The organism is Micromonospora sp. DT43, from assembly GCF_049841645.1.
Classification (GTDB): Bacteria; Actinomycetota; Actinomycetes; order Mycobacteriales; family Micromonosporaceae; genus Micromonospora.
Map to the genome: position 1 here is coordinate 21263 of NZ_JBNCKR010000019.1, position 22293 is coordinate 43555.

Genomic DNA, 22293 nt, shown 5'->3' on the forward strand with positions numbered 1-22293 from the left:
CCCGCAGGGCACGGCGTACGGTGCGGCGGTCGGCCACCGGCAGCCGGGTCACCGGTAGACCTCCTCGGTGTCGGCGTCGGCCGCCTGGTCGAGGTCCGCGCTGCCCCGGGCCACCAGGTGCCGGTAGGCCGGCACGTATTCGAGCAGGCCATCGTGGGTGCCGGTGGCGGTGATTCCACCCTTGCTCAGGAGCGCGACCGTGTCGGCGTGCCCGAGCAGCAGCGGCGACGTGGCGAGCACCACTGTGGTCCGTCCGGCCCGAGCGGTCGACAGCCGCTCGGCGATCCGTGCCTCGGTGTGCGCGTCCACGGCCGACGTCGGGTCCACGAGGATCAGCACCTCCGGCTCGGCCAGCAGCGCCCGCGCCAGGCGTATCCGTTGGCGTTGACCGCCGGAGAGCGTCCGGGCCCGCGCGTCCAGCTGTGTGTCCAGCCCGGCCGGGAGGGCGTCGACGATGTCGTCGGCCGAGGCGGTCCGCAGGGCGTCGCCGAGCCGTTCGTCGTCGGCCCCGGGGCGCAGGACGTCGCGCAGCGTCCCGGCGAAGAGGTACGAGTCGTGGTCGGCGACCAGGATCCGGGCACGCACCTCGTCCAGGGCGACCTGGGCCAGCGGTACGCCGCCCCAGGTGGTGTCGCTGACGACGTACCGGCCCAGCCGGTCGGCAAGCGCCACGGCCGCCGCCGGGTCGTCGGCCGCCACAGCGGTCAGCTGGCCGGCGCGTACGGTCAGCCCGGTCACCGGGTCGTGCAGGTTGGCGGGGCCGGTCGGCGCGGCCGCGGCGTGCGGGTGACGCGCCTCGGGGACGGCGGACGGCCACCGGCGACCCGGGCCACCGACGTCGTCCGGGGTCACGTTGAGCAGGTCGGCGATGCGTCGGGCGGCGACCCGACCCCGGATCAACTGGTGGCTGCCCTCCAGCAGGAACCAGACCGGCACGATCAGGGTCGCCACATAGCCGTAGACGGCGACCAGCTCGCCGATGGTGACGGCGCCGGTCACCGCCATCCGCGCCGTCAGCCAGACCACCGCGGCCAGGAACAACCCGGGGATGGCGACAGTCGCCGCGTCGATCCAGCTGTTGACCGCGCCGACCCGGTAGCCCTCGGCGCGCAGCTCCTGGGAGCGGGCCGCGTACCGTCGGGCGAACAGATCCCGGCCACCCACCCCGGCGAGCACGCGCAGCCCCGCCACGATGTCACCGGACCGGGCGGTGAGCGCGCCCTGCTGCCGGCGGTAGACGGACTCGGCGCGTTCCAGCCGGCGCAGCAGCGGCCCCACGACCAGACCGACCGCCGGCATCCCCACCAGCACGCAGAGCGCGAGCGGCGGGGAGATCGACCAGAGCACCACGGCGATGACCCCGTACGCGACTATCGCGCCGACGCCCGGCCCGGTCAGTGTCAGCACCTGGGCCGACCAGTCGATGTCGGAACCGCCCACGGTGGCCACCTCACCGGCTGCGCTACGGCGCGGCAGCGCCGCGCCGACGCGGGACAGCTGACGCAGCAGCACCTCCGCGGAGCGGGCCTTGGCGTCCTCCCGGATGAAGGTCATCGTGCGGTGTCGCATGATGCCCAGGTACGACAACGCCACTCCCGCCACGATGATCGTCACGACCCACAGGGCCAGGGCACGGCTGTCGCGGGCGCGCAGGCCGTCGTCGACGGCACGGTAGATCAGGTAGGGCCGGGCCGAGAGCCCGACCATCCAGGCCGTGCCGATCAGGCTGGCGCGCAGCACTCGCCACGGCTGGCAGCGGACCAGCCACCACAGGTACCGCATCGGACCGCGCGTGTCGGGGGTGCCGGGGTCGGCGTGCGGGATCTGGGGAGGCACCCGACCACGCTATCGAGCACCGGGCCGACCTACCGACCCGTTTTCCTGTCGGAGGGGGAGGGCAGAATCATATTCGTGCTGGTGGCGGTGGTGGCGGGCGAACGCGGTGGGGGAGAGCTGCGTCCGCTCGACGCCGCCGGCCGACCCGTCGGCCCGACCGAGACCGTCAGCGACCTCGCGGCCGCGATGGCCGCCCGGGAGGCGGCCGAGCACCCGCGGTGGGTCTGGGCCGCCGCGGGTGCGATCTACCCGGCGCTGCTGCGCGCCGGCGTCCGTGTCGAGCGTTGCCACGACGTGGAGCTGACCGAGGCCCTGTTGCTCGGGCACGCCGGCCGCTGGGGCGAGCCCCGCTCGCTGGCCGCCGCCTGGGCCCGCCTGACCGGCGGACCGGTGCCGGCAGACCCACCGCCGCGCGCCGCCGCGCCACCCGGGCACGGCCAGGGCGCGCTCTTCGACACGCTGCCCGGCCCGCCGGGGCCGGGCATCGAGGCACTGACCCGGGTGTACGCCGACCAGGTCGCCCGGGTCGCCACCACCGAGCACCCGGGTCGGTTCCGGCTGCTGGTGGCCGCCGAGTCCGCTGGCGCGTTGATCGCGGTGGAGATGGGCGTCGCCGGGCTGCCCTGGCGGGCGGAGGTGCACGACGCGATCCTCGCCGAGCTGCTGGGGGAGCCGTCCCCGGTCGGCGGGCCGCCGCGCCGGTTGGCCGAGTTGGCGGCCCGGATCGCCGACGCGTTCGGCGTCCGCCAGCTGCACGCCGACTCCCCGGCCGAGCTGTTGCGGGCGTTCGCCCGGGCCGGGGTGGAGCTGCCCAACACCCGGGCCTGGGTGTTGCGCGGGGTGGATCATCCGGCGGTGCCCCTGGTGCTGGAATACAAGGAGCTGTACCGGATCTGGACGGCGCACGGCTGGTCCTGGCGTGAGCAGTGGGTGCGCGACGGACGGTTCCAGCCGGAGTACGTGCCGGGCGGGGTGGTCTCCGGCCGCTGGGCGACCCGGGGCGGTGGCGCGTTGCAGATCCCCAAGGTGATCCGCCGGGCGGTGGTGGCCGACCCGGGCTGGCGGCTGGTGGTAGCCGACGCCGGCCAGTTGGAGCCCCGCGTCCTGGCGGCGGTCTCCGGGGACGAGCGGCTGGCGGCGGCGGGTGGCGCCGGCGACCTGTACGCGGCGCTCGCCCGGGACTCGTTCGGTGGTGACCGTCCCCGGGCCAAGGTGGCCCTGCTCGGCGCCATGTACGGGCAGACCGGGGGCGCGGCGGTGCCGGCGCTGGCGGTGCTGAAGCGCAGCTACCCGACGGCGTTCGGCTACGTCGAGGCGGCCGCGCGCACCGGCGAGGCGGGCGGGTTGGTCCGTTCGTGGCTGGGGCGCACCTGCCCACCCGGCTCGGTCGGGCTCGGTGATCCCGACGAGGGGCCGACCGATCCGGACGCCGCGGCCGATCGGCAGAGCCCCCGGGCTCGGGCCGCCCGCTCGCGGGGGCGCTTCACCCGCAACTTCGTCATCCAGGCCACCGCCGCGGAGTGGGCCTCGACGCTGCTGGCCACGCTGCGCACCGAGCTGGCCGACAGCGACGCCGAGCTGGTCTTCTTTCAGCACGACGAGGTGCTGGCGCACTGTCCGGCGGAGCAGGCCGAGACCGTGGCGGCGGCGGTGCGCCGGGCGGGTGAGCGGGCCACCGCCCTGCTGTTCGGCGACACCCCGGTGCGCTTTCCTCTGGATCTGTCCATCGTCGACTGCTACGCCGACGCGGCCTGACCCGGTCCGGTGCGTAACGATTGCACTATTTCCCCTTTTCGCCCCGCCACCCGTGAACGGCCGTCCTCGTTGCAGTGTCCGTAGGAAGGGGCGGATCGGTCACGGTCGGTCCCACGCTTGAGGGGGCGCAGCTGAACCGGATCGCAGGAATGATCATCGCCGCAGGTGGGGGACGCCGCATCGGAGGTCCCGAGGCGTTGCTGCACCAGGGTGAGAAGCCCCTGGTCAACCAGATGATCGACACGATGACCGAGGCGGGCTGCGAGCAGATCGTGGTCGTGCTGGGGGCCGCCGCCGACCAGGTCCGGGAAACCGCCGACCTGGGCAGGGCGACCGTTGTGATCAACAAGGCGTGGGGCACCGGCGTCGGCTCGTCCATCCGAGCCGGTCTGGCCGCCATGGACGACGAGGGGATCGAGGCGGTGGTGGTGGTCCCGGTCGACATGCCGGGCCTGACCGCCGTCGCGGTCCGCCGGGTGGCGGCGCTGCCGTACCCGGATGTGCTGGTCTGCGCCACCTACGACGGGCTGCGCGGTTACCCGATGCTGTTCGGCCGGCGCCACTGGCCCGGCATCGCGACGCTGGCCAGCGCCGACGTGGGCGCCCGGCCGTACCTGCTGGCACACAAGGACCAGATCGTCGACATCGCCTGCGACACGGTGGCCGACGGCAGCCGGGTCGACACCCCGGAGTTGATGGCGCTCTACGGGCTCACCGTCCCGCCCCAGCGGGTGGGCGTCTAGGTGCCGCCGCGGCGCGGGACAACCGCGCAGACCAGATTCCACTAGCCTGTGGCTGCGCGGTATCGCTTCCACGGGGGTTGATGTGGCATCGCCGTTGTCGCTTGCCTATGCGCGCCCGACTGCCCACTCGGGGAGCCGGACATTGATCGTGCCAGCGGGCATAGCGGAGGTCATGCATGAGATTAGTCAGAGTCGGTTGGCGGGCGGGCTTGGCGCTCGTCCTGGTGGCGGCGGGGTTGACGTCGTCCGGGCTGCCGGCGCAGTCAGCTGTCGGCGTCTCAGCCGCTGACGGCACCTACCGGTTCGTTACCAAACTGGCAATCGGGGATCCAGGTCAGGCTGGAAGCACCTCCTGTTCGGGCGCTCTCGTCGCACCGCAATGGGTGATCACCGCCAAGAGTTGTTTCGGGTCGTCTGACCTGGCTTCAGGTCCGCCGCCGCGTCCGACGACGGCAACCGTCGGGCGCACGAGCCTGAGCTCCTCCACGGGTTCGGTCGTCGCGGTCGACAGACTGGTGCCGCATCCAGGGCGGAACGTGGTCCTTGCCCGGCTGGTCAGTCCGGTCAGCGACGACATCATGCCGATCAGAATCGCCTCCACCCCTCCGCGATACGGGCAGGTGCTCCGGGCCGCGGGCTATGGTCGCACCGCAACCGAGTGGGTGCCCGACCGAATGCACACCGCACAGTTCACGGTGGGCTGGTGGGACAACCAGACCGCGACGACCTTCGAGGTCAAGGGTCGTGTTCCCGCTAACGCGACTATCTGCAAGGGCGACGCTGGTGGGCCGGCCTTCCGGGAGCATGGTGGCGGCCTCGAGCTGGTGGCGATCAACAGTTCGTCATGGCAGGCCGGATGCATTGGCGAGACCGAGACCCGGCCGGGTGCCATCCAGCACCGTGTCGACGACCTCGCGGCCTGGGTACGTGACACCATCATCGACTTCCCTCTCGCCGAAGGTTCGGTGTACCGCGAGCCGTGGGGGACGATCTCGGTCGTGGCAGGTGGAGCGCCCATCTGGTTCGACAGTGTTGACGAGATCGGCGCCACGGGATATCCGACCTCCTGGACTGCCGTTCCGAATGGCACGTTCGGGCTGCTGCCGACTGCCCCGCGTGACGGCACTGTGGTAGCGAGTCCGCAGGGCGGCGTCTTTGTGTTCGCCGGTGGTGCGAAGGTGTGGTTCGCCTATCCGCAGGAGGTCACCGAAACCGGGTACGGCCCGCAGCGTGTTGTTCTGCCCGCCCGGTACCTCGACGGTGTTTCCGACGTTCCCCGCGACGGCACCGTGGTGGCGAACCCGCAGGGTGGTGTCTGGGTGTTCGCCGGTGGTGCGAAGGTCTGGTTCGCCTATCCGCAGGAGATCACCGACACCGGGTACGGCCCGCAGCGTGTTGTTCTGCCCGCCCGGTACCTCGACGGTGTTTCCGACGTTCCCCGCGACGGCACGATGGTGATGAACCCGCAGGGTGGCGTCTACCTGATCATCGGTGGCGCCAAGAAACCCTTCCACACGTGGGATGAAATCATCGCGAGTGGATACGCGGACGCGTCGCTCACGGTTCTGCCGGCCCGCTACATCGACAGTCTGCCGACGGTGGCCTCTGACTGATGACCGGGCGCTGCCCCGTTCGGCTGGATGGGCAGTGCTGGACGACCACTGAGCGAGTGGCCGACCACCGCCTGGATGCGCTCGGCCGTGGCCGAGCGCATCCAGGCACGCCGGTGCTGATCAGGTTCAGCGATGCCACCAGCCTCACCGGGGTGAAGGCGGCCCCGCTTGCGCCACCCTGGCTGCGCTGTCGTACGCGGCCACTCGGGCGAGCACCTCGGGGGTCGCGCGGGATGGGTGGCCGCTGTCGAATGGCGGTTGGGGGTCGTACTCCATCCACAGCTGGATGGACTCCGCGGTCGTCCGGTCGGTGAGGAGTTCGACAAGCCTCAGTCCCATGTCGATACCGCTCGACACACCGGCTGCCGTGATGACGCGGGCGTCCGTTTCTTCGACGACCCGCTGGTCCGTCGGCTCGGCGCCGAAGCGGACCAACTCCTGCGCTGCGAGGTAGTGGCTGGTGCCCCGTCGACCCCGAAGCAGCCCGGCGGCCCCCAGCAGGATCGAACCGGAGCACACGGAGGTCGTGAACGTCGTCGTCGCGTGGATCCGTCTGATCCAGCCCGGCAGCGGCCCGGTGAGAGCCTGAACGGTTCCTGGTCCTCCCGGGACGACGAGAACGTCTGTCGCTTCCACGTCTTCGAGCGCGGCCTCGGCTACCAGGGAGACCATCCCGCAGTCGTCCCGAACGGGACCGGGGCGTTCGGCGACCAGGACCACGTCGATGCCCGGAGTGAGGGCCAGTGGCTGGTATACGCCAATGACGTCCAGAGCGGTGAATCGCTCGTACAGAGGTATGACGACGTGGGTCATCAGGCATCCCTTCAGTTCAGCGCGATGGGGGTCGAATAGGGTCAGAGCATCGAGAAGCGTTCGCGAAACGCGCCCGGGGTCGTGCCGAGTCGTTCGCCGAAGACACGTCGAAGTGACTCGGCGGACCCGAATCCCGACCTGGCCGCCACCGCGTCGAGGGCGAGGTCGGACTGCACCAGCAGGCGTTTCGCGGTCTCCAGGCGGAGTTCGGCGAGGTAGCGCCCGACGGTGAGTCCCGTCTCGCGTGCGAAGAGACGCTGGAAGTGTCGAGGCGACAAAGCGAACTGCGCGGCAAGGTCGTCGACGCGGTGGGTCGCCGTCGGGTCGGCCTCGATGGCGCGCTGAACGGCGGCTACCCGCTTCTCGGTGGCGCGTTCCAACCACACCGGGCCGGAGAACTGGGTCTGCTGTCCGGGCCGATGCAGGAACATCACGAGCCAGCGGGCGATCTCCTGGGCGACTCGGGCTCCGTGGTCGGCCGCCACGACAGCCAGCGCCAGGTCGATTCCTGCCGTGACACCACCCGACGTCCAGACCGGTCCGTCGTGCACGTAGAGAGCGTCGTGGTCGACGGTGAGATCGGAGAATCGCCGACCGAGGTCCCTGGACACGGACCAGTGGGTGGCAACCCGGCGACCGCTGAGCAACCCAGCGCGTGCGCAGAGGAACGCTCCGGAGCAGATCGACAACAACCGCGTGGGACGGCACTCCCGCAACCAGGCGACGAGGTCGGCGTGCTCGTCCCCGGCGACCGCCGTACGGCCGCCGGGGACGACGAGGGTACCGGCCCGGACCGGCTCTCCGAGCGCTTCGGCCACCATGATGAGGCCGCTCTCGGACGCCACCTCGGGTTCCGCGCCTGCCAGCGTCAGGTCATACGCGGGTTGCTCACCACGTGTTGCCCGGTGCCGGTTCGCCCCGGTCAGGACCTCCCACGGCCCGGCGATGTCGAGGGACTGCACGCCCGGGAAGGCGACAACGGTGACGCGCTCAACCATGACCTGAGTCTGCGGGCCGAGCAGTCATGGCGCAATGACGCCGAACCCACGGAAAATGACACGGCAGGGGGACCCTCGGTCGAGACGGCTTGGTGGTGGCGGGCCAACGCAACGCCATGCCAGGCACCTGAGGCCGGTCAGCCCCGCGCCTGGTCCAGTTCGCCGGTGGCGGCGAGCCGCCGGTACCAGTGCGCGCTGTCCTTCCAGGTGCGTACCTGGGTGTCGTAGTCGACGCGGATGATCCCGAACCGGCGCTCGTAGCCGTAGCCCCACTCGAAGTTGTCGAGCAGCGACCAGACGAAGTAGCCCCGGACGTCCACGCCCTGCTCGCGGGCGTCGGCCACGGCGGCGATGTGCCGACGCAGGTAGTCGATCCGCCGGTCGTCGTGGATCCGGCCGTCGGCCGACACGGCGTCGTCGAAGGCCGCGCCGTTCTCGGTGATCATCAACGGCTGGCCCGGGTACTCCCGGCCCAGCCGCAGCAGCAGCTCGGTCAGGGCCGGCGGGTCGATGTTCCACCCCATCGCCGTGTAGGGGCCGGGCTGCGGCAGGAAGTCGACGTCGTCGGCGCCGACCCACGGCGAGTGCGCCGACGCGCCGTGCCCGTCGGCGTCCGAACGGGCCGAGTGCCCGTCCCAGGCGCGTACCAGCGTGCTCGAGTAGTAGTTGACGCCGAGCACGTCCAGCGGAACGGCCGCCACCTTCTCGTCGCCCTGGCGCACGAACGACCAGTCGGTGACCCCTGCCGTGTCGGCCAGCAGGTCGGCCGGGTACGCCCCGGTGAGCATCGGGCCGAGGAACGCCCGGTTCGCCAGCGCGTCGATGCGGCGGGCCGCGTCGACGTCCGCCGCCGAGTCCGACGCCGGGCGGATCACGTGCAGGTTCAGCGTCACCGACAGCTCGGCGGTCGGGGCCAGCTCCCGGACCACCCGGCCGGCCAGGCCGTGCGCCAGGTTCAGGTGGTGCACCGCCGCCAGCGCCGCCGCCGGCTCGGTCCGCCCCGGCGCGTGCACGCCGGAGCCGTAGCCCAGGTACGCCGAGCACCACGGCTCGTTGAGCGTCGTCCAGGTGTGCACCCGGTCACCGAGTGCGCCGACGATCCCCGACGCGTACTCCTCGAAGCGCAGCGCCGTGTCCCGCACCGGCCACCCGCCGGCGTCCTCCAGCTCCTGCGGCAGGTCCCAGTGGTACATGGTGGCCACCGGGCGGACGCCACGCTCCAGCAGCCCGTCGACCAGCCGCGAGTAGAAGTCCAGGCCGGCCTGGTTGAACCGGCCGGACCCGCCCGGCTGCACCCGCGGCCAGGAGATCGAGAAGCGGTACGCCCCCAGGCCCAGCTCCGCGATGTGGTCGAGGTCCTGCGGCCAGCGGTGGTAGTGGTCGGCGGCCACGTCACCGGTGTCGCCGTTCAGCGTCCGCCCCGGGGTGTGGCTGTAGGTGTCCCAGATGGACGGCCCCCGCCCATCCTCGCTGGCCGCGCCCTCGATCTGGTACGCCGCCGTGGCCGAACCCCAGAGGAAACTCTCCGGGAAGGTACGTGCCGTCATCGTCCTGCCACCTCCGTGCCGGCGACCACGCAGTGGTACGCCGACGAGTCGCCCGTCACCAGCTCCGCGGTGGCCACGCCACCGCGGAAACTCACCTCGAACTCCGCGCCCGGCCCGTCACCGGGCGACGGGATCCGTACCCGTTGCCGCTGTCCCTCCGCCGGGGCGTAGAGACGCAGTTGCACGCCGTCCGCCCAGTCGTAGTCGGGCCGGTCGGAGCGCGCCCCGAACGGGATGACCGCGCCCGGCCGGGCGAGCACCGGAAGGCTGTCGAACTCGTGCTTCTCGGTCACCCAGGCCGGGCCGGTGAGCTGAGCGCCGGTCACCAGGTGTGTCCACGTGCCGGCGGGCACATAGTAGGTGACCTGGCCGTCGGCGCTGAGCACCGGTGCGACAAGTACGTCGGAGCCGAGCATGTACTGACGGTCCAGGTGCGCCGCGGCCGGGTCGTCCGGGAACTCGACGATCATCGGGCGCATCATCGGGATGCCGTCGCGGTGCGCCTCCTGCGCGGCGGCGGCCAGGTACGGCATCAGGCTGAGCTTGAGCCGGGTGAAGTGCCGCAGCACGTCGACGGCCTCCTCGTCGTACGCCCACGGCACCCGGTACGAGCCGGAGCCGTGCAGCCGGGAGTGCGAGGAGAGCAGGCCGAACGCGATCCACCGCTTGAAGACGGCCGGGTCCGGGGTGCCCTCGAAGCCGCCGATGTCGTGGCTCCAGTAGCCGAAACCGGACGACGCCAGGGACAGCCCGCCGCGCAGCGACTCGGCCATCGCGACGAACGTCGACTCGCAGTCACCGCCCCAGTGCACCGGAAACTGCTGCCCGCCGGTGGTGGCCGAGCGGGCGAACAGCACCGCCTCGCCCTCGCCCCGCTCGGCCTCCAGCAGCTCGAAGACGGCCTTGTTGTAGAGGTACGAGTAGTAGTTGTGCATCCGCTTCGGGTCCGAGCCGTCGTGCCACACCACGTCGGTGGGGATGCGCTCGCCGAAATCGGTCTTGAAGCAGTCGACGCCCATGTCCAGCAGAACCTTGAGCTTGCCGGTGAACCAGCGGACGGCGTCCGGGTTGGTGAAGTCGACGAGCGCCATGCCGGCCTGCCACATGTCCCACTGCCAGACCGACCCGTCCGGGTTGCGGACCAGGTATCCGGCCTGGCGGCCCTCCTCGAACAGGTACGAGCGCTGCGCGATGTACGGGTTGATCCAGACGCACACCTTCAGGTCGCGCTCGTGCAGTCGGCGCAGCATCCCCTCGGGGTCGGGGAAGGTCGCCGGGTCCCAGACGAAGTCGACCCAGTGGAACTGGCGCATCCAGAAGCAGTCGAAGTGGAACACCGACAGCGGCAGGTCCCGCTCTGCCATCCCGTCGACGAACTCGGTGACCGTCTTCTCGTCGTACGACGTGGTGAACGACGTGGACAGCCACAGCCCGTACGACCAGGCGGGCACCCGGGCCGGACGGCCGGTCAGCGCCGTGTAGCGGCGCAGCACGTCCTTCGGAGTGGGCCCGTCGATGACGTGGTAGGTCAGGGACTGACCCTCGACGCTGAACTGGTTCTGCGTCACGACCTCCGAGCCGACCTCGAACGAGACGTGCTCCGGATGGTCCACGAAGACCCCGTAGCCGGCGCTGCTCAGATAGAACGGCACGTTCTTGTACGCCTGCTCGCTGGCGGTGCCGCCGTCGGCGTTCCAGATGTCGACGGTCTGGCCGTTCTTCACGAACGGGCCGAATCGCTCGCCCAGCCCGTACACCGTCTCGCCGACGCCGAGGGCGAGCCGCTCGTGCACGTGCCGGCGGCCCTCGCCGTCGGTGACGATGCCGACGCTGCGCGCGGTGGACGCGGTGATCAGCCGGTCGCCGTGCAGGAACTCCACCCGCCAGCCGTCGATGAGCGCGACCCGGACGGTCAGCTCACCGGTGGTGAGCGACGCGGTGATGCCTGTGATGTCGACGGTGACCTGGTGCTCCTCGTCGGTGCTCAGCCCGAAGTGCGGCTCGCGGGGCAGCCCGCCGCTGTGGTGACCGATGGTCACCCCGACGACGCCGGGGGCGGGGGAGAAGAACCGGGCGGTGACGACGGGCCGGTTCAGGGTGTCGCGCCGCCCGGTGATCTGACCGGCCGGCGCGAAGACGGTGAAGCCGCGGTCGTCCGGCTCGACCGATTCCACCGTGCCGGGGCGCAGCACGCTGACCCCCGGGCGCAGTTGCCAGTACCCGTCGGTGAACTTCACTTCTCGGCTCCTGCCGTGATGCCGCGCGCCAGAGTGCGCTGGAAGATGAGGAAGAAGAGGATGGCCGGCACCAGGCTGATCAACGCGCCGGCGTTCGTCGTCGGGGCGTCCATCAGTCGGTCGCCCTGCAGGGACGCCAGCGCTACCGGGATCGTCTGCGTCTGGTTGTCGATGAGCATGACCAGCGGGATGAGGAACTCGTTCCAGGTCCAGATGAAGAAGAAGATGAGCAGCACGGCGAGGGTGGGCCGCAGGTTGGGAAAGACGACCCGCCACAGCACCGTCCACTTGCCGGCGCCGTCGAGCGCGGCGGCCTCCAGCAGCGAGCGGGGGAACGTGCCCAGCACGGAGGCCAGCAGGTACGTGCCGAACGCGCTCTGGATCACCGTGAAGATGATGATCACCGCGAGTCGGGTGTTGTAGAGGCCGACCTCCTTGGCCACGTAGTAGAGCGGGTAGATCAGCGCCTCCTGCGGCAGCATGTTGGCCAGCAGGAACAATCCGACGATCCACAGCCGGCCGCGGACCCGGCCGATGCCCAGGGCGTACGCGTTGAGCAGGGACACGACGACGCCGAGCACCGCCACCGAGCCGGCGATGAGCGCCGAGTTCCACAGCTTGAGGGGGAAGTTGACAGCGGTCCAGTACGTCCGCAGACCCTTGCTGTAGAACTCCGTCGGCCAGCTCAGCGGCCCGCCCGACGAGTAGTCGCCTGGCGACTTGAACGCGTTGAGCAGCATGAACGCGAACGGCACCAGCATGACGAGCGCACCGAGGGTGACCAGGACGAGCACGACCCAGCGGCTGACGCCGCGGTGGTGCCTGTCGGGTACCGGCCGGTGCACCGGCGCCGGCACCGGCGCCGGCGTGAGCGTGACGGCCATGTCAGAACCCCCGGTCCCGGCGCTCGCTGCGCGCCTGCATCCAGATGAAGACCCCGGCCACCACGACGATGATCAGCGTGAGCACCGTGGAGATCGCCGAGCCGTAGCCGACCTGGAGTTTCTTGAAGAACGTGTAGTACGCGAAGTACGACGGCACGTTCGTGGCGTTCTCCGGGCCGCCCCGGGTGAGCGCGAAGATCGGGCCGAACACCTTCAGCGCCGCGATGGTGCAGGTCAGGGCCACCACGAACGTCTCCGGCCGGATCTGCGGGAGGGTGATCGCCCGGAACCGGTGCAACCAGTTCGCGCCGTCGACCTCGGCCGCCTCGTACAGTTCCGGGTCGACGCGCTGCAACGCCGCCATGAACACCACCACCGGGTAGCCGATCTGCACCCAGATCATCACCGCCATGACGGCCGGCAGGGCCGTGCCCGGGTCGCCGAGCCAGTCGTGACGCAGCGCGCCGAGGCCTACCGCGTCGAGCAGGCTGTTGAACGCGCCGTCGGGGCGCAGGATCCAACCCCAGACGATGCCGGCCACCACCACGGGCAGCACCTGCGGAAGGTAGAACGCGGCCCGCAGCGCGGCGGCGGTACGCGGCTTGAACCGACGCCCGATGACGTCGAACAGGACCGAGGCGAGCAGCAGCCCGAGCACTGTGGGCACCACCACCATCGCGACGATCATCGCCACGGTGTTGCGGAACGACGCCCAGAACACGTCGTCGTCCAGCAGGCGCTGGTAGTTGTCGAACCCCACGAAGGTGGGGTCGCCGATCCCGGACCACTTCGTCAGCGACAGGTAGACGGTGCCGACCAGCGGAGCGCCGATGACCAGGACGAACAGCACCGCTCCGGGGAGCAGGTAGAGCCAGTACGCCGCGCTGCGGCCGCGAGGTGCGCGGCGGGTGTCGCGCGGGGTGGGTGTCGTCGCCGTCGGGGATGTGGCGGCGACGGTCTCGGAGACAGCCATGGAGGATCCTTCCCGGTGGAGCGGGCGGGCACGCCCGTCGTTCCTGTCGTGCCCGCCGCTCGCCGTGTCACTTGCCGGTGATCTCCTTGACGCCGTCGGCGTACGGCTTGGCGATCGTGTCGAGCACCTGGTCGGGGGACTTCGACCCGTTGATCAGGCCCTGGAAGCCGCCGACCAGCACGTCGTAGTAGCCGGGCACCGGCCAGTCCGGGTAGAAGGCCAGGCCGTCGGACTTGCTGACCGTGTTGAAGTCCTCGATCAGCTTGCGGTCCTTCGGATCGCTGATCTTCGACGCGTCGGCGGCGACCGGGACGCCACCGTTGTTGCCGATCAGGTCCTGGATCTCCGGACGCAGGGTGATGTCGATGAAGTCGTACGCCAGGCTCTTGGCCTTGCTGTTCTCCGGGACCACCCAGATGTTGCCCGACGAGCCGGCGTTGAGGGTGTTGCCGGGGAAGAGGAAGGTGTCCCAGTTGGCCTTCATCTCGGTCTTGAACCGGCCGTACCACCAGCTGCCCGAGACGATCATCGGGGTCTTGCCGGCGATGAACGCCGTCCCCATGTCCTCGGCCTTGAGGCTCGCCGAGTTCTTGGCCACGTAGCCCTTGCGCACCCACTCGGCGAAGGTGTCCGCGCCGTACTTCAGCGGGTCCGCCTTGAAGTCGACAGGGTTCTTGTAGAGCTGGTAGTTGTCGACGAACTGCCGATCGGCCTTGGACAGCGCCAACTGGTAGAAGAGCTGCCCGGCCGGGTACTCGGCGCCGGCCATGCCCAGCGGCGTGACACCCTTGCCGACGAACGTGTCCATCGCGGCTGTCATCTCGGCCATGCTTGTCGGCACCTTGACGCCGTTGCGCTCGAAGAGGTCCTTGTTGTAGTAGACCGTGACGTACTCGCCGTAGTTCGGCACGCCGAACCACTTGCCCGACCCCATCACGCCCTTGTCGCTGTACCGGGCGGTGGTCTGCAGGCTGGGGCTGAGCTTGCCGGCCCAGCCGCGCTTGTCGGCCTCGGCGCTCAGGTCGCTGAGCAGACCCTGCGACGACAGCAGGCCGGCCGTCGCATTGCCCTTGTTGTACTCCATGATGTCCGGGCCCTCGGCCGAGTTGATGATCATGCCGGCGTTCTGTTGGATCTGCTCGAACGCCTTGCGCTCGAAGCGCACCTCGACGCCCGGGTGTTCGGCCTTGAAGATCTCGATCGCCCGGTTCCAGCCGACCCCCATCGCGCTGTTCTCGCTCTCGTAGTGCCAGAGCTTGAGGGTCTTGGCCCCGCTGTCGTCCTCGCTCTCGCCGCCGCCGCAAGCGGCCACGGTGGTCGTCGCGGTCGCCGCCAGGGCGATCGCCGCGACGATCCGGCGGAATCGCTGCATTGCTATCCTCCTCGTGAGTATCGAGCCCGGTACTTCACTGGGTCCGTCGTCGCGTTGCCGCGCGGCGGCGGGCCGTTTTGGCTGGTCAGCCCCCGCTCGTCGGAGACGGTTCGGCGCTGACCAGGGCCGGCCGTCGTGGCTCGGCGGTCGATCCCCGGATCTCCAGCGCGCACGGCAGCAGTTGCTGGTGGCGCTCGTTACCGGGCCCGTTCAGGTGGCGCACCAGCGCCTCGATCGCGATCCGGCCCAGGGCCGACCCGGGCGACGTCATCGCGGTCAGCGCCGGGGTGGCCAGCTCGGCGACCTGTGGTGAGGTGACCATCGAGACGACCGAGACGTCGTCGGGCACCGACAGCCCTCGGCCGGTCAGCTCGCCGAGGATGCCGAAGATCGCGGTCTCGTTCATCGCCAGCACGGCGGTCAGCTCCGGCGTCCGCGCGAACGCGGCGGCCAGGGCGGCCCGCCCGCCGGCGGCGCTGTCCTCGGCCGGGATCATGACCGGCTCCAGGCCGTGCCCGCTCATCGCCGTGACGAACGCGTCCCGGGTGCGCAGCGCGGGGCCGTAGCCGCTGGCAAGTGTGGCGGCCGAGTGGTTGACGTAGACGATCCGACGGTGCCCCAGCCCGACCAGGTGCGCGACGGCCTCCCGCACGGTCTGCTCGAAGTCGATGTCGACGTAGGAGAGCCCGGTGGTGTCGCCGGTGCGCCCGATCAGCACCAGCGGCACGCCCGCCTCCTGGAGCACGGTGACCCGCTCGTCGGCGAGCTGCACCTCCATCAGCACGACGCCGTCGAGCATCCGCTGGCTGGCCAGCCGCCGCAGGTCGCCGAGGTTGCCGCCGCCGACCGGCGAGAGCACCAGGTGGTAGCCGACGGCGCTGGCCGCCGCGGCGGCGCCGGTGACGAACGCGGTCTCGGTCGCGCCCAGGCCGCGCTCGTCCATCGGCATCAGCAGGCCCAGGATGCGGCTGCGGCGGCTGGCCAGCCCACGGGCCATCGCGTTGGGCTGGTAGTCGAGCTGTTTCATCGCGGCGAGCACCTTGTCCCGGGTGCCCTGGGAGATCGGCCGGGTGCCGGTGAGCACGTACGACACCGTGCTGACCGAGACCCCCGCGAGGCGGGCGACGTCGTGCATGGTGGCCACCGCGCACCTCCTCCGGCCGGGGAGCACGGGATCGCCCCCGAATGATCGTCGAAGCGTTTCGACGAAGCGGTTCGACAGACGCTAGGACACCTGTTACGGAGACGTCAATAGCCGATGTCGAGAACGAGTCCAACCGCGACCCCACGCCAAGATCGGCGCAACATCAGCGATGGTGCTGTCTCCCGCGCCTCGGAGGCAGCAACATCCGGGATGTTGCGACGATCCGGGGTGCGGGGCGCGGCGCGTCAGGGCAGGTCGAACAGGGTGGCTGCGTTGTTCCAGCACACCGCGCGGAGCCAGCGGATCGGCCACTCGGTGCCCACCAGCGGCCCGGCGGCGTCGAAGTACTCCCAGACGCGGCGCAGCAGTCTCGGCGGCAGGAAGTGCACGTGCACGTCCGCCAGCCCGGGGAGCCCGAGCGCCCCCCAGAACTCCGGCACCCGCGCGTCCTCGACCGGAGGTGACGGCTGCGCGGGGTCGGTCATATGTCGATGTTGAACCGTTGCAGCACCGACGGGGCGATCAGGCCGGCGGTGGCGAGTGCCGACACGACGGTCAGGACGGCACGCAGGACGACCACCTCGGTCTTGCTGCCGGTACGCAGCGCGATGCTGTTGGGCAGGCCGATCATCGTCCACATCCGGCGGCGGATCGGGATCGGCCAGAGGATCGGCACCCCCGCTCTGGTGATCATGTCACCGAGAATGTGCACGAAGCAGCCCACCCCGACGGCCGTGCCGATCAGCGGATAGCCCCGCCCGCCCGGCAGGTTGGCGAAGGTGAACCAGGCCGCCCCGGCTGACGCGAGCGTCACGATCACCCAGCCGGCCCGCTCGGCCCACTCGTCGAAGAGCCCGCGCAGGGCCAGACCGAACATGAAGAACAGGATCGTGATCACCGCCCACTTGCCGTACGCGGCGCAGAGCGCGGTGGTGCCCCAGCCGACCAGCAGCGTGAACGGAAGCGTGTGGGTGAGCGTGCGGTGCCCGTTGTTGCGGCGCGGATCCTTGCTGAGCTTCGTCGCGTAGTAGACACCGAGGGAGATCTTCTCCATCACCTCGGCGACGAAGAGCGAGAAGACCCCGAACGTGCGGGCGACGGTCGCGCCACCCTGGTTGCGGGTCACCTTGCCGGACAGGTCCAGGTCGGGAAAGAGCGCCCCACCCGCGCACACAGCCGTGCCCACCGCCAGCGCCAGAGGCGACTGGTGATAGTCGGCGAACTGGTCCAGCGCCCAGGACCCGGCCAGCCATACCGCCGCGCCGGACAGCGCGTGCGACGGTCCCATCATCTCGGCTCACCCTCCCCAGGGATCTTGAGCGCCAAAACTACGCCACTGTAGCCAGCGCCGGTGTCACAGGGGCGTCAGTAGCGTCATCCACAGTGGACAGCATCAGAGGGTGGGCGTGAAGCTCTGCCGGATCATCACGAAGTATGCCGCGTTGACCTGCCAGTCGAACTCTTTTGTCAACCACGAGACGGTGTAGGCGCGCCCGGCCGAGGTGTTGGCGAGCAGCCGGATGCTGTGCACCTGCTCACCGGCGGCGTTCTCCCAACTGCACTCCCAGAGGGCCCCGCCGTCGAAGATGTCCAGTGCCGAGATGTCCACCTTGCGGTAGCCCGGCAGCGCGTCACCGCCGACGAGCCGCTTCTCCTCGGCCTTCCAGTGCGCCACCGGATCGACCTGCGGCGGCCCCGCCTCGACGCTGAGCACCCGGGTCCCGTTCGGCTCCCGGAAGCAGGTCACCGCGCCCTCGGTCCAGCGTGCCCAGGCCACCGGCGCCGCGATACGGAAGCCGGTCGGATCCACGTGCCAGGTCCAACCCTCCAGCAGCCCGTACCGCGCGTCGCCGGGCGGTGACACCGACGGCACCGGGGTGGCGGTCGACGGTGGAGGCGCCGCGCAGGCGAACGCGGCCGGTCGGGAGGCGGTCGCGCCACCTCCGGCGCCGGACGGCGGCGTCCGTTCGTCGTGACGGGTGAGCAGCACCGCCGTGACACCCCCGGCGACGAGCAGGGCGGCGGCGGTCGCCGCGCCACCCAGCGCGATCAGCCGGCCGCGTCGGCCGGCCGGGCGGGCGACCTGTGCACGGGCCGTTGGCGGCGCGCCGGCCGGTGGGCGGGTCACCGGCGGGCGCGCCGCCGGTGGGCGGGCCGGTGGCGGCGCGTCGTCCGGCGAACCGCCCTGGGCCGCCAGCGCGGAACGGCCCGCGCTGCGGACCGCCGCCACCGCCGAGGAGGGAGCCGGGCCGGCCGGCCGGTCGTGGTCGGCGGCCGCGGCGCGCAGCAGCGGCTCGGCCTCGATGGCTGTCAACCGGCGCCGGGGATCGCGCTGCAACAAACCGGTGATCACCGGCCGCATCGGGCCGGCCCGGCGCATCGGATCCGGCGGCTCCGTGGCCAGCGCGCTGAGCGTCGCCATCGCGCTGGACCGGGCGTACGGGGACTGCCCCTCGACAGTCGCGTAGAGCGTCGCGCCCAGCGACCACAGGTCGGTACGCGGATCCGACACGCCGTCGCGGGCACGCTCCGGCGCGACGAACTGCGGCGAGCCGAGCACCAGGCCCGGGCCGGTCATCGTCCCGTCGCCGCCGTCGAAGGTCGCCAGCCCGAAGTCGGTGAGCACCACCCGCCCGTCATCGGCGACCAGCACGTTGTGCGGCTTCACGTCGCGGTGCAGCACGCCTGCGGAATGTGCCGCCCGCAACGCGGCGAGCACCGCCAGCCCGATCCGGGCCGTACGTTGTGGACTCACCGGGCCCTCGGCGCTGATGATCTGCTGCACCGACCGGGACGCCACGTACTCCATCACGATCCACGGGTTCTCCCGGTCGTGCACCACGTCGTAGAGGCGTACGACATTGGGGTGGTTGAGCCGCGCGGCCGTGCGCGCCTCGCGCAGCGTCCGCAGTCGTAGCTCGGCGCGGTCGGCCTCGGCCAGCCAGGCCGGTGGCACGACCTCCTTCACCGCCACGTCCCGGTGCAGCATCTCGTCACGGGCCAGCCACACCCGGCCCATCCCGCCGGTGCCGACCAGGTCGAGCAGCCGGTACCGACCCGCGATCAGCAACTGCTGCACGGTCGCTTCCCCCTCGGTCACCCCGAGTTACACGATAACCACCAACGCTGTATTTCTCATCCGCTGAGCGGCCTCGATCCACGCCGGACGGAGGGCCGATCAGGGCCATACGGCGCAGGTCAGCGGGTTGGTCGGAAACTGTCTCGCACTGCCGTCCAGTCCGCGCCGGCAGCCGTCCAGTCCCTGTCGTCGGTGATCCAGCCCAGTGTCCAGCGCTGGTCCGCGAGGATCTGCTGCCGGGCGCGCAGCACGGGGCCGTACGGGGCCGTCCACCGGCACTCCCACTCCGCGCCGCCGCCGCCCGCGGCGAGCCGGATCTCGTCGTAGCCCGGCAGCGCCCCGGCACCGGTCGCCTCGTCGCGGGCCGACCGCAGTCGGGTCAGCGGGTCGGCCGCGCCACCCTGCGCGACGCTCAACGCCCGTCCGGTGGCCGGGTCCTGGAAGCACACCACCGCGCCCTCGCGCGAGTAGTGCCAGGTCGCCGGCACGGAAACGCGGAAGCCGGTGCTGTCGGCGTGCCAGACCCAACCCGTGGGTGGCCGGAACCGCTCGCCCGGCGCGGGTGATCCGGCCGAGACCGGCGGGCCCGCGACGTCCGGATGGACGCAGGGGAACGGTGGCGGAGGCACGTCGCGGCCATTCGGCGGCGGGCCGGGCCGGCCGGGACCGCCACCGCCGTACGGGCCGCCCCGGTCATCGCCGTAGCCCCCGTTCGGGCCGCCGCCGTCGTTCGGACGGCCCGCCGATGGCGTGGTGGACCGCCCGGCGGTGTCGGTCGGGGCGTCACCCGCGACGGCCAGCGCGGTGCCCACGCCGGCCGCGGCGGCCACGAGCAGCGCGGTGACGACAAGCGCCGCCCGCCGCGCCCTGGGCCGCCGACCCAGTAGTCCGCCCGGTCGCTCGGGTGCCGCTGGGGCGACAGCTGTCGCATCTCCCGAGGCCGGGGCACCCGGTTCGGCGCTCGGGCGAGCGCCGGTCGGAGCGTTCCCAGGTGGAACGGCCTCGCTGCCGTCGGCGGCGGTGAGCAGCCGGCGGGCCCCGTCGTGGTCGAGGCGGTCACCCGGGTCGCGGCGCAGCAGCCCGGCGAGCACCGGCGCGAGCGGTCCCGCGTGCGGGGCCGGGTCCGGTGGGCCCGCGGCCAGCGCGCTGAGCGTGGCCATCGCGTTGCTGCGGGCGTACGGGGAGCGGCCCTCGACGGCGGCGTGCAGGGTGGCCCCGAGCGACCACAGGTCGGCCGCGACAGTGGACACCCCCTCGGCAGCCCGCTCCGGTGCGACGTACTGCGGGGAGCCGAGCACCATCCCGGGGCGGGTCATCGCGCCGTCCCCGCCGTCGAAGGTGGCCAGCCCGAAGTCGGCGAGCATCACCCGGCCGTCGTGGGCGACGAGCACGTTCTGCGGTTTGACGTCGCGGTGCAGCACTCCCGCCGTGTGCGCGGCCTCCAGCGCGCCGAGCAGGGCCAGGCCGATCCGCGCGGCGCGGACCGGCGCCAGCGGCCCCTCGGCGTCGATGACGTCCTGCAGGGTGCGCGACGGGACGTACTCCATCACGATCCACGGGCTGCCCTCGACCGGGACGACGTCGTAGAGCCGGACCACGGCGGGATGGTTGAGCCGGGCCGCGGCGCGCGCCTCGCGCAGCGTGCGCGAGCGCAGCTCGGCCCGCTCGTGGTCGGCCAACCAACTCGGCGGTACGACCTCCTTGACCGCGACCTCGCGATGAAGCATCTCGTCGCGGGCTCGCCACACCCGACCCATGCCCCCCCGACCCACCAGGTCGAGCAGCCGGTACCGACCGGCGATCAGCACCTGCGCACGCTCCTCCTCAGCCGCTGTCCGGGGTACACCCTAACCAGCGGATCGGAAGTCACCTATCGGTCGTCCGATCTGGCTCAGCAGGCGGCGTGGTCGGCGGCGGCGAGCAGGTTGCCCTCGGGGATGGCGATCCGGTCGCGTCCGCCGGCCAGTCGGGCGGCGGCCCGGCGGGCCTGGAGCGGGCCGTACTCACGACGGGCGGTGGCGTAGCTGGCGGCGGTGCGGGCCGCGATGGTGGCCCAGCCGTACCGCTCGCCGACCATGGTGCGGGCGCGTCGGGCCACCCGTCGGGCGAAGACCTCGTCGCCGAGCAGTTGGTCGACCGCGCCCGCGAGGGCCGCCGGATCGCTGTGCGGGAACGTCACGCCTGTCACGCCGGGTTCGACGATCTCGGCGAGGCCGCCGGTGCGAGCCACGGCCAGCGGCGCCCCGGCCGCGGCCGCTTCCAGAGCCACCATGCCGAACGGCTCGTAGAGACTGGGGACCACTGTCGCGTCGGTGGCGCCGAGCACCGCCGGCAGTTGGGTGGCGTCGAGGAAGCCTGTGAAGCGGACTGTCGAGCCGAGCGCCAGGCGGCGGGCCTGCGCCTCCAACTCGGGGCGGTACGGGCCGTCGCCGGCGATCACCACGCGCAGCCCGGGGTGCCGCTCGCGCAGCCGGGGCACCGCGTGCACGAGGTGCTGCACACCCTTCTCGTAGACCAGGCGTCCCGCGTACCCGACGAGGGGGCCGTCCGCGGCGAACCGCGCGCGGGCCGAGGCGACCGCGCGCGGGCGGGCCCGCCAGGCGCGGTCGTCGACCCCGTTGGGGACCACGTCGACAAGCCCTGGCGGTACGTCGAACAGTGCGCTGACCTGGTCGCGCATGTAACCCGAACAGGTGATCACCCGGGTGGAGGAGCCGCTGAGCCAGTGCTCGACGCCGTGGATGGTGCGGTTCATCTCCTCGGGCAGCCAGCCCTGGTGCCGGCCCGCCTCGGTCGCGTGGATGGTGGTGACCAGCGGCAGGTCGAGGTGTTCGGCGACTGTGGTCGCGGTGTGGGCGACGAGCCAGTCGTGGGCGTGGATGACGTCGTAGCTGCCGGCCTGGGTGGCGCGCAGGGCGGTGCGGGTGAGGGTGTGGTTGAAGGCCATCGTCCACGCGAGGAGGGAGCCGGTGGCGAGGGGGAAGGCGACCGGGTCCTCGGGTGCGCGCAGGATGCGGACGCCGTCGGCGTACTCCTCCAGGGGTGCGCCCTCGGCGTGGCGGGTGACGACCGTGACGTCGTGGCCGGCGGCGGCGAGGGCGACGGAGAGGGCGTGCACGTGTCGACCGAGGCCGCCGACGAGCACCGGCGGATATTCCCAGGACAGCATCAGCACCCGCAGCTGACGAGCGGGGTGGATGTCGATCACGTGGGCGTCGGGTGACATGCGGCCCCCTTTGAGTTGTCCCCGGGCGCGCGCCGACCGGCACCGGAGTCGATGTCGCCGTCGCGTCTGGATC

The 22293-nt window shown here is 71.6% G+C and carries 16 protein-coding genes and 1 pseudogene; 3 read left to right on the forward strand and 14 right to left on the reverse strand.

The window, feature by feature from the left end; genetic code table 11:
* Nucleotides 1-48: 48 nt before the first annotated feature.
* Nucleotides 49-1782: an ABC transporter ATP-binding protein gene (locus ACLQ26_RS30235; RefSeq protein WP_425747820.1), complete on the reverse strand. Its 1734-nt coding sequence runs from the start codon at nt 1780-1782 to the stop codon at nt 49-51.
* 99 nt (nt 1783-1881) lie between these two features.
* On the opposite strand from ACLQ26_RS30235, the gene ACLQ26_RS30240 reads away from it, so the two are divergent.
* From ACLQ26_RS30240 to ACLQ26_RS30250, 3 genes are all read left to right on the forward strand, one after another.
* Nucleotides 1882-3591 (forward strand): bifunctional 3'-5' exonuclease/DNA polymerase, encoded by a 1710-nt coding sequence (locus ACLQ26_RS30240; protein WP_425747821.1) that lies wholly within the window; start codon nt 1882-1884, stop codon nt 3589-3591.
* A 149-nt stretch (nt 3592-3740) separates the two neighbouring features.
* Nucleotides 3741-4334, forward strand: a complete 594-nt coding sequence (locus ACLQ26_RS30245) for a nucleotidyltransferase family protein (RefSeq protein ID WP_425747753.1) — start codon at nt 3741-3743, stop codon at nt 4332-4334.
* A 209-nt stretch (nt 4335-4543) separates the two neighbouring features.
* A complete protein-coding gene (locus ACLQ26_RS30250; RefSeq protein WP_425747754.1) occupies nt 4544-5947 on the forward strand; it encodes a S1 family peptidase in 1404 nt (467 codons plus the stop codon).
* Nucleotides 5948-6091: 144 nt separating this feature from the next.
* Here ACLQ26_RS30250 and ACLQ26_RS30255 read toward each other — a convergent pair whose 3' ends face one another.
* The 13 genes and pseudogenes from ACLQ26_RS30255 to ACLQ26_RS30315 form a co-directional block, all read right to left on the reverse strand.
* Complete coding sequence (locus ACLQ26_RS30255; RefSeq protein WP_425747756.1) at nt 6092-6760, reverse strand: DJ-1/PfpI family protein; 669 nt, start codon at nt 6758-6760, stop codon at nt 6092-6094.
* Nucleotides 6761-6801: 41 nt separating this feature from the next.
* Nucleotides 6802-7758 (reverse strand): GlxA family transcriptional regulator, encoded by a 957-nt coding sequence (locus tag ACLQ26_RS30260; RefSeq protein WP_425747757.1) that lies wholly within the window; start codon nt 7756-7758, stop codon nt 6802-6804.
* Nucleotides 7759-7895: 137 nt separating this feature from the next.
* Nucleotides 7896-9305 carry a GH1 family beta-glucosidase gene (locus tag ACLQ26_RS30265; RefSeq protein WP_425747758.1) on the reverse strand — a complete coding sequence of 470 codons (1410 nt, stop codon included), beginning with the start codon at nt 9303-9305 and terminating at the stop codon, nt 7896-7898.
* Complete coding sequence (gene yicI / locus ACLQ26_RS30270) at nt 9302-11542, reverse strand: alpha-xylosidase (RefSeq protein ID WP_425747759.1); 2241 nt, start codon at nt 11540-11542, stop codon at nt 9302-9304. Before yicI ends, ACLQ26_RS30265 begins: the two co-directional genes overlap by 4 nt.
* Nucleotides 11539-12426 carry a carbohydrate ABC transporter permease gene (locus tag ACLQ26_RS30275; RefSeq protein WP_425747760.1) on the reverse strand — a complete coding sequence of 296 codons (888 nt, stop codon included), beginning with the start codon at nt 12424-12426 and terminating at the stop codon, nt 11539-11541. The genes yicI and ACLQ26_RS30275 overlap by 4 nt, the downstream gene beginning before the upstream one ends.
* Before the next feature lies 1 nt (nt 12427).
* A complete protein-coding gene (locus tag ACLQ26_RS30280) occupies nt 12428-13399 on the reverse strand; it encodes a carbohydrate ABC transporter permease (protein WP_425747761.1) in 972 nt (323 codons plus the stop codon).
* 67 nt (nt 13400-13466) lie between these two features.
* A complete protein-coding gene (locus ACLQ26_RS30285; RefSeq protein ID WP_425747762.1) occupies nt 13467-14771 on the reverse strand; it encodes an ABC transporter substrate-binding protein in 1305 nt (434 codons plus the stop codon).
* Nucleotides 14772-14856: 85 nt separating this feature from the next.
* Entirely contained in the window at nt 14857-15906 is a 1050-nt protein-coding gene (locus ACLQ26_RS30290; RefSeq protein ID WP_425747822.1) for a LacI family DNA-binding transcriptional regulator, read from the reverse strand.
* A gap of 260 nt (nt 15907-16166) precedes the next feature.
* Nucleotides 16167-16400 (reverse strand): annotated as a pseudogene (locus ACLQ26_RS30295) (hypothetical protein); the annotation flags it as partial.
* Nucleotides 16397-17206 (reverse strand): metal-dependent hydrolase, encoded by an 810-nt coding sequence (locus tag ACLQ26_RS30300; protein WP_425747763.1) that lies wholly within the window; start codon nt 17204-17206, stop codon nt 16397-16399. The pseudogene ACLQ26_RS30295 and the gene ACLQ26_RS30300, both read right to left, overlap by 4 nt.
* A 102-nt stretch (nt 17207-17308) precedes the next feature.
* Nucleotides 17309-19015 (reverse strand): protein kinase domain-containing protein, encoded by a 1707-nt coding sequence (locus ACLQ26_RS30305; RefSeq protein ID WP_425747764.1) that lies wholly within the window; start codon nt 19013-19015, stop codon nt 17309-17311.
* Between the two features lie 98 nt (nt 19016-19113).
* On the reverse strand, nt 19114-20802 hold the full coding sequence (locus tag ACLQ26_RS30310; protein WP_425747766.1) for a serine/threonine-protein kinase: 1689 nt from the start codon (nt 20800-20802) through the stop codon (nt 19114-19116).
* A gap of 83 nt (nt 20803-20885) precedes the next feature.
* Nucleotides 20886-22220 (reverse strand): glycosyltransferase family 4 protein, encoded by a 1335-nt coding sequence (locus tag ACLQ26_RS30315; RefSeq protein WP_425747767.1) that lies wholly within the window; start codon nt 22218-22220, stop codon nt 20886-20888.
* Nucleotides 22221-22293: the final 73 nt, after the last annotated feature.

Coding starts and splice junctions, on each gene's coding strand:
- ACLQ26_RS30275 (WP_425747760.1), bottom strand. CDS start 12,426: ATGGCCGTCACGCTCACGCCGGCGCCGGTGCCGGCGCCGGTGCACCGG.
- ACLQ26_RS30285 (WP_425747762.1), bottom strand. CDS start 14,771: ATGCAGCGATTCCGCCGGATCGTCGCGGCGATCGCCCTGGCGGCGACC.
- ACLQ26_RS30265 (WP_425747758.1), bottom strand. CDS start 9,305: ATGACGGCACGTACCTTCCCGGAGAGTTTCCTCTGGGGTTCGGCCACG.
- ACLQ26_RS30300 (WP_425747763.1), bottom strand. CDS start 17,206: ATGATGGGACCGTCGCACGCGCTGTCCGGCGCGGCGGTATGGCTGGCC.
- ACLQ26_RS30235 (WP_425747820.1), bottom strand. CDS start 1,782: ATGCGGTACCTGTGGTGGCTGGTCCGCTGCCAGCCGTGGCGAGTGCTG.
- ACLQ26_RS30280 (WP_425747761.1), bottom strand. CDS start 13,399: ATGGCTGTCTCCGAGACCGTCGCCGCCACATCCCCGACGGCGACGACA.
- ACLQ26_RS30315 (WP_425747767.1), bottom strand. CDS start 22,220: ATGTCACCCGACGCCCACGTGATCGACATCCACCCCGCTCGTCAGCTG.
- ACLQ26_RS30290 (WP_425747822.1), bottom strand. CDS start 15,906: ATGCACGACGTCGCCCGCCTCGCGGGGGTCTCGGTCAGCACGGTGTCG.
- ACLQ26_RS30260 (WP_425747757.1), bottom strand. CDS start 7,758: ATGGTTGAGCGCGTCACCGTTGTCGCCTTCCCGGGCGTGCAGTCCCTC.
- ACLQ26_RS30245 (WP_425747753.1), top strand. CDS start 3,741: ATGATCATCGCCGCAGGTGGGGGACGCCGCATCGGAGGTCCCGAGGCG.
- ACLQ26_RS30255 (WP_425747756.1), bottom strand. CDS start 6,760: ATGACCCACGTCGTCATACCTCTGTACGAGCGATTCACCGCTCTGGAC.